Source organism: Brevibacterium sp. UMB1308A (assembly GCF_030230605.1).
Taxonomy (GTDB): Bacteria; Actinomycetota; Actinomycetes; order Actinomycetales; family Brevibacteriaceae; genus Brevibacterium.
The window spans coordinates 1-6,909 of the sequence record NZ_JASPDO010000047.1; the positions used below are offsets into that span (position 1 = coordinate 1).

Here is a 6,909-nt window from a genome sequence, read left to right on the forward strand (position 1 = left end):
CATCAAACTCCGACAAGGATGGGCAGGAAGACACCCCTGACACGCCAGGCCCATACACACATTTTGAGCATTAACCCTGAGTTGTTGGCACGGGGGCGAACACCCCCAAAACGCAAAAGTGCCCCGAACCATAAACCGGTTCGGGGCACTTGTGAAAAAGCGTCTTATGCGCGCAGGTCGGAAGTGTCGATCGGAACACCAGGACCGTTTGTGGTGGTCACAGTTGCCTTGGTGATGTAACGACCCTTCGAAGACGAAGGCTTCAGACGAAGAACTTCATCCATTGCAGCCTTGAAGTTCTGCTGCAACTGCTCTTCGGTGAAGGACACCTTTCCAATGATGAAGTGCAAGTTCGAGTGCTTGTCCACGCGGAACTCGATCTTACCGCCCTTAATGTCGGACACTGCCTTAGCAACGTCCATGGTCACGGTACCGGTCTTAGGGTTAGGCATGAGGCCACGTGGACCCAGAACCTTACCCAGACGACCGACCTTACCCATCATGTCGGGGGTTGCAACAGCAGCGTCGAAGTCAGTCCAACCACCGGCTACCTTTTCAAGCAGGTCATCGGAGCCAACGTAGTCAGCACCTGCTTCTCGGGCAGCTTCCGCACGGTCACCAGCAGCGAATACCAGGACCTTAGCAGTCTTACCAGTTCCGTTCGGGAGGTTGACGGTGCCTCGCACCATCTGGTCGGCCTTACGTGGGTCAACACCCAGGCGCAGGGCAACTTCGACGGTTGCGTCGAACTTTGCAACCGAAGTTTCCTTCGCCAGCGCAACTGCCTGCGCTGGCTCATAGTATGTTTCAGCCTGAATCTTTTCGGCTGCGGCCAAGTAGGCCTTTGAGCGCTTTGCCATCTGCTATCTCCTTGCAGTTGTGGTCTGGGCCGCGCTGGCCCTACCACCAAATAAACTTCTTAGACTTCTACGTCCGTGGTGATACCCATGGAACGTGCAGTACCAGCAACGATCTTCGACGCTGCTTCAATGTCGTTCGCGTTGAGGTCAGGCATCTTGGTTTCAGCGATTTCACGCACCTGGTCCTTAGTGAGGTGACCCACCTTAACCGTGTGAGGAGTTGCCGAACCGGACTTCAGACCAGCAGCCTTCTTAATGAGCTGAGCTGCAGGAGGAGTCTTGGTGATGAACGTGAACGAACGGTCTTCGTAAACAGTAATTTCAACCGGAACGATGTTTCCACGCATGTTTTCTGTCGCAGCGTTGTACGCCTTGCAGAACTCCATGATGTTGACACCGTGCTGACCCAAAGCTGGACCAACTGGAGGAGCTGGGTTAGCAGCACCTGCCTGGATCTGCAGCTTGATCAGACCGGTTACCTTCTTCTTGGGAGGCATTGTGGTCCTTAATCTTGACTGTCTTCACGGCTTGTGCCGTGAAGGTGAGATTGCGAGAATCCGATAGTCCTCACAATCAAACTCCAACATTATTCCACGTATCTCGTGGGAATGGAAACTGAAGTCGTGCAACTCACAGTTGCACGACCTCGGCGCTTAAAAAGCGCAAACTCTGGTTAGATCTTCGAAACCTGACCGAAGCCCAACTCAACTGGGACATCGCGCTCGAAAATCGAAAGCAAAACAGTGAGCTTCTGCTGTTCGGGGCGGATTTCCTGGATGGTAGCTGGGTGGCCTTCGAAGGACCCTTCCTTAACCATGACCGTTTCGCCGACCTCAAACTCGACAACAATCTCCGAACCACTCGCAGCTTCAGCGGCCTTGCGAGCTTCGCCCTCTTCAGCTGCCCGCGCAGCTTCATGTTCTTCGATAACAGGCGCCAGCATAGAGACAACTTCATCCATGGTCAGCGGGATCGGGTCATACGCGTTGCCCACGAACCCAGTCACACCTGGCGTGTGGCGAACGACACCCCACGATTCGTCCGTCAGTTCCATGCGCACTAGCACATAGCCTGGGATGCGCACGCGACGCACGGTCTTGCGCTGAGCGTTCTTGACCTCAACGACGTCTTCCATAGGAACCTGGACTTCGAAGATGTAGTCTTCCATGTCCAAGCTGACAGTACGGTTTTCCAGGTTTGCTTTTACGCGGTTTTCATAGCCCGCGTAGGAGTGGATGACGTACCAGTCGCCTTCTTTCATGCGAAGTTCGCGCAGGAATTCTTCGCGGGCGTCAGAGGCGTCCTCAGCGATGCTGTCGTCAGCGCTTTCCGCGCCCGAGGTGTTTTCAACGTTGGTTTCGTCAGCGCTGGTTTCCGTGGCGCTGTCCGCAGGCGCGTTAACTTCTTCCGCCTGTGCGGTCTCGGCAACTTCCGTCGCTTCCGCGGACTGTGCGGTCTCGTCAGCTTCCGAGATATTCTCCGACAACGTTTCTCCTTTTATGAGTTACTTAGGGTGATGTAGCAGTCGCGGTCGCTTACCACAGTGGCCATATAGGCGTACGTGCGAACGCGAAGCCAATGAGCTTGCCGAAGACGAAGTCAACTGTCAAGACGATCACGATCATCACGACGACAAAGCCCAGAACTACACCAAACATGTTGATCAGTTCTTTACGGGTTGGAGTGACAACCTTCTTCAGCTCCGACATGACTTCCGCAAAAAAACGAGCGATCGTACCGAAGAAACCACGACGCTTGTGGTCTACGGCTTCGGTGCCTTTGCCTGATTCTGCCACGCGTCCTCACTGAAGTAGTCGTTTTACTTTCCTGAGCAGGGGTGACAGGACTCGAACCTGCAACCTACGGTTTTGGAGACCGTTGCGCTACCAATTGCGCCACACCCCTAAGCCTTATTTGGGCCAGAAGCTCACCCGATGCGTACCGAGTGAATCTACCGAACTGAAAGCTTACATGGTTCACCGCCGTTTCGTCGAACCGACCCGTTCGAATCACGCCTCACGTCACACTCAACCGCCTACACTAAGGCCATGGTGAATGATCTGGCACCCGTAACTACCGAACAGCTGAACCAGCTACCCAAGGCGCATCTGCATTTGCACTTCACAGGTTCACTCACGGTAGACAAACTCCAGGAACTAGCCCAGGCCCGCAATGTGCGACTCCCCCGGGTGTTTATGCGCCATGACCCCATGAGGCTCTCACCTGACCGGCGCGGGTGGTTTCGTTTCCAGCGACTCTACGACTCGGCTCGCACGGTTGTGCAAGGCGAAGATGCTTTGCGCGCGGTCGTCGCTAATGCAGCCAAACTGGACAAGGCGGAAGGTGTGCGCTGGCTCGAGCTCCAGGTGGACCCCACAGGCTACGCAGGCAAAATAGGTGGGATCACGCCTGCCCTCGAGGTGGTCCTAGATGAGGCCCGCAACCAGTCTGACGAAACCTTTGGGGTTGCGATCATCGTTGCGGCTTCACGCATGAAACACCCGCTGGACGCCCGCACACTGGCCAGGCTGGCTGCTCAACATGCCGGAAATGGCCCGAGCACTGTGGTTGGTTTTGGGCTGTCCAATGACGAACGCTCCGGCGACACGACTACCTTCGCACCCGCCTTTCGCATCGCCAGCAACGCTGGGCTCGCCTCGTTTCCGCACGGTGGTGAACTCTTAGGCCCGGACCACATTCGCACCACTCTAGACGCCTTGAACCCCACCCGGCTGGGGCACGGGGTGCGCGCGGCAGAAGACCCGCAGTTGCTAGAAGCCCTTGTTTCCCGAGGCGTGGGCCTGGAAGTCTGCCCGTCCTCGAATGCGTCTTTGGGGGTGTACCCCACCGCCGAGGACGTCCCACTTCGCACGTTGGTGCGTGCCGGCGCGAAGGTGGCATTAGGGGCGGACGACCCACTGATCTTTGGTCCGCGCATCACCGAACAGTATGCGATCGCTCAGCGGATGGGCTTTACCGCCTCGGAGTTGGCGCAACTGGCTCGCGACTCCTTCACCATTTCCACGGCACCCCGCCACGTTGTCACCCGCGCACACGCCGATATCGACGCATGGGAAGCCCGCGTGACCGGCCATTCCCACTAATCGGAAACCTTAAATCTGGCACCCCACGAAGTTAGGCTCCGGGTGCATGGTGATGCCATAAGCCTGGGCCACTCCGTCGCGAATGTGCCGTGCGAGCTCTACGATGTCCTCCGCCCGCGCCTGGCCACGGTTGGTCAGTGCGAGCGTGTGCTTGGTGGACAAGGAGGCGCGCTCGTTGAGCGCGAATCCTTTTTCGAATCCCGCATGGTCAATGAGCCACGCCGCCGAGGTCTTGACCACCTTTTCGTCCACCTCACCTGTGGTGGGGTTACGGACAGGATAGGTGGGTGCACCTTCAGGCACGCGCGGATCGCCAGGCCCAGGGTTGGCAGGCAGGATGGGGTTGGTGAAGAAGGAACCGGCAGACCACGTGTCGTGATCCTCAGGGTTGAGCACCATTCCCTTTGAAGCCCGGAGCCGTACAACAGCTTCACGCACCTCGGCGAGCGGGGCACTCTCACCGATCTCCACGCCCAAGGCCGCAGCCAACTGCCCATATCGAACAGGAGCCGACTTCCCTGCCCGCTCAAGCTCAAACTCCACATCCAAAACGATGTACCGTGGCTGCCCCAGCTGGGCCGCCGAGGTTTTCAGCAAACTGGTGCGGTACCCGAACTCCAGTTCGTCGGGCGCGCACTCTCGCACGTCGCCTTCGACCCTGTCGAAAAGGGTGACGGAACAGATCAGTTCTGCGACCTCGGCGCCGTATGCCCCCACATTCTGCACGGGTGTGGCACCCACAGACCCGGGAATCCCGGACAGGGCCTCTAGCCCGCTGAACCCGGAATCAACCGTGTGCTTCACGAATTCGTCCCACGTGACACCCGCCTGCGCACGCACGCGCACACGCCCATTCTCACCAGGGGTTTCAGTAATGCCCTGGGTGCGAATCAGACACACGGGACCGGCGAATCCGTCGTCGCTGATCAGTAGGTTCGACCCGCCAGCAATGAACAAAACGGGCTCAGAACCAGGCGACAGGGGATGCTCAGCGCAGAACTGAATGAGCTGGTCGCGGGTGGTGACCGTTGTCAGTTGTGACGCCGGACCTCCCACCCGTAACGTGGTCAGTTCAGACAGGTTCACTTGATGTGAGCCTTTACCTGCGTGCGACCCAGTACAGCGGTGTCATCCTCTTTGACGTCGATGTCGAAGCGCGCCGTGCCCGCTTTGGCGTCGATTGCGCCCACGCGAATGACCGAGGTGAGAGTCACCGTTGGCTGTTCGGGGATGCCGGATTCTGCGTCAGGGACCACCACTGGGTTGGTGAAGCGGGTGCGGTAGTCCAGGATGGCGCCCGGGTCGCCCAGCCAGTCGGTCAAGGGTGTGATGGCGGTGGCCATGGTGAGCATGCCATGGGCGATCACGTTGTCCAGGCCCACTTCTTTTGCGAAGCGTTCGTTCCAGTGGATCGTGTTGAAGTCACCAGACGCGCCAGCGTATTTCACCAGGTCAGCGCGGGAAAGTTCAACGGTCGCAGTGAGCACTTCCTGGCCCACTTCCAGCGTGCTTGCCGAAGCATCCTCAACCTGAACGTTTGGGGTGATGTTAGGCATCCTCGCCTCCTCGTACAACGATCGTGGACGTCACGGTCACAACTGGTTCCTCCGTGCGTGCGTCGGTGAGTTCCGTGCGGGTGGTGATCATTGCGTGACCACCGGCTTCCCGGATTCCGTCCACAAAACACTCAGCGTTCAACAGGTCACCTGCAACAACGGGGCGGGTGTAGGTGAACTGTTCTTGACCGTGAACAACACGCGAAAAGTCAATGCCCGCTTCTTCCGAAGCGATGTACAGGGCTTCCGCACGCTGCGCGATCATCACGGGGAAGGTGGGTGGTGCTACTTGCGCACCGTAGCCGAGGTCTTTCGCGGCTTGCGCGTCAAAGTGTGAGGGGTGGGTGGCGCCGACTGCGCGCGCGAATTCTGCGATCTTTTCTTGGCCCACTTCTACCGGCTTGTCCAACCGGTAGCTGGACCCTTGGAGGTCTGTATTCACTGACATAACTCAAGCCTATCGTTTCGCCTCTTTGAGGTCAGGTTGATTGGTCTTCGAGGGGTGGCGCGTTCGACTACCTGCGGTCAAGGATGTCAAACACGAACTCAGCGAGCATGCGACGACGGTTTTCACGCCGTTCGCGTCGACGCCTGGCCGCCGACTTGCCGGGGAGAACCAAGAAGATGAACAGCACGCCCGCGATGAACGCTAGCCCTAGAAGGACTACTATCCCGATGAATATGATGAGGGGGATGTCGACGGCAAGAAGAGTAGCGATCATGCTCAGACCTTTATGGTTGGGGATGCTTCAACACTAGCGTATGCGGGAATTCGACGCGTTTGGACGAAAACAAAGCTGCCACATCCGGAGGGGATCCGAACGTGGCAGCTTTCAAAGCATGAAGGGATTCTTACCGCCTCCGTGGAGTGAACGAAGTCGAGCATACCCAACGGCTCTTACCTTTCGTGGCCACAACTTTCACGTTCACCTTGCGATTAGGGGTCGCACGATACACGTTGTACTTCACCGCTACCTGTCCACGGGAATTTGCAGTTGTGCGTTTGGTGTTCGTGGTGGTCTTGTACTTGACTGAGACAGAAACTTTAGCCTTCTTACCAACCTTCGACACGTTCACCGATGTAGTGGAGTACTGTTTGGGGTTCTTGTTGGACACGGATACCGCACACTTTTTGGCGCGGGGAGCAGCTTCTGCTGGAGCAGATGTGGCCACCGACCCGGTGACCAGCAGGGCGAAAGCAAGAGTGGCGGCAGACACAAAACGAACAGGGGCAAACGACATACGAGGGCTCCTCAAAACGAAACGCAAGAAGATAGATCAACAGCTTTGCTCGGCGTTACGACACAAAAGTGGGTTATAGGCCAAAAAGTGTGTACGGTAGGGGCTTCTTGCCCAGTGTTCCGTAGGGCTTCAGGCGGTTATACATGC

The 6,909-nt window shown here is 57.5% G+C and carries 10 protein-coding genes and 1 tRNA gene; 1 reads left to right on the forward strand and 10 read right to left on the reverse strand.

All coding sequences use genetic code 11. The annotated features are described in order from the left end of the window. Positions 1-164: 164 nt before the first annotated feature. The 5 genes from rplA to QP868_RS11810 all read right to left on the reverse strand — a co-directional run bounded on the left by rplA (position 165) and on the right by QP868_RS11810 (position 2,765). The gene (rplA, locus tag QP868_RS11790; RefSeq protein ID WP_284926761.1) at positions 165-860 is read right to left on the reverse strand and encodes a 50S ribosomal protein L1; all 696 of its coding nucleotides are present in this window, start codon (positions 858-860) and stop codon (positions 165-167) included. Between the two features lie 59 nt (positions 861-919). Beyond that, entirely contained in the window at positions 920-1,357 is a 438-nt protein-coding gene (gene rplK, locus QP868_RS11795) for a 50S ribosomal protein L11 (protein WP_005885886.1), read from the reverse strand. Positions 1,358-1,533: 176 nt separating this feature from the next. Next, positions 1,534-2,346, reverse strand: a complete 813-nt coding sequence (nusG, locus tag QP868_RS11800; RefSeq protein ID WP_284926762.1) for a transcription termination/antitermination protein NusG — start codon at positions 2,344-2,346, stop codon at positions 1,534-1,536. A 49-nt stretch (positions 2,347-2,395) separates the two neighbouring features. Then, complete coding sequence (gene secE / locus QP868_RS11805; RefSeq protein WP_284926763.1) at positions 2,396-2,656, reverse strand: preprotein translocase subunit SecE; 261 nt, start codon at positions 2,654-2,656, stop codon at positions 2,396-2,398. A 36-nt stretch (positions 2,657-2,692) separates the two neighbouring features. Beyond that, a tRNA-Trp gene (locus QP868_RS11810) sits at positions 2,693-2,765 on the reverse strand. A gap of 143 nt (positions 2,766-2,908) precedes the next feature. On the opposite strand from QP868_RS11810, the gene QP868_RS11815 reads away from it, so the two are divergent. Then, a complete protein-coding gene (locus QP868_RS11815) occupies positions 2,909-3,964 on the forward strand; it encodes an adenosine deaminase (RefSeq protein WP_284926764.1) in 1,056 nt (351 codons plus the stop codon). 9 nt (positions 3,965-3,973) lie between these two features. Here the strand turns inward: QP868_RS11815 and QP868_RS11820 are convergent, their stop codons facing one another. The 5 genes from QP868_RS11820 to QP868_RS11840 all read right to left on the reverse strand — a co-directional run bounded on the left by QP868_RS11820 (position 3,974) and on the right by QP868_RS11840 (position 6,762). Continuing rightward, positions 3,974-5,050, reverse strand: coding sequence for a UDP-N-acetylmuramate dehydrogenase (locus QP868_RS11820; RefSeq protein WP_284926765.1), 1,077 nt, complete (start codon positions 5,048-5,050; stop codon positions 3,974-3,976). Next, complete coding sequence (locus QP868_RS11825; RefSeq protein WP_284926766.1) at positions 5,047-5,520, reverse strand: MaoC family dehydratase; 474 nt, start codon at positions 5,518-5,520, stop codon at positions 5,047-5,049. Before QP868_RS11825 ends, QP868_RS11820 begins: the two co-directional genes overlap by 4 nt. Then, entirely contained in the window at positions 5,513-5,968 is a 456-nt protein-coding gene (locus tag QP868_RS11830) for an FAS1-like dehydratase domain-containing protein (protein ID WP_284926767.1), read from the reverse strand. Before QP868_RS11830 ends, QP868_RS11825 begins: the two co-directional genes overlap by 8 nt. A 67-nt stretch (positions 5,969-6,035) precedes the next feature. Next, positions 6,036-6,242: a hypothetical protein gene (locus QP868_RS11835; protein ID WP_284926768.1), complete on the reverse strand. Its 207-nt coding sequence runs from the start codon at positions 6,240-6,242 to the stop codon at positions 6,036-6,038. Between the two features lie 130 nt (positions 6,243-6,372). Continuing rightward, complete coding sequence (locus QP868_RS11840) at positions 6,373-6,762, reverse strand: hypothetical protein (protein ID WP_284926769.1); 390 nt, start codon at positions 6,760-6,762, stop codon at positions 6,373-6,375. Positions 6,763-6,909 lie beyond the last annotated feature (147 nt).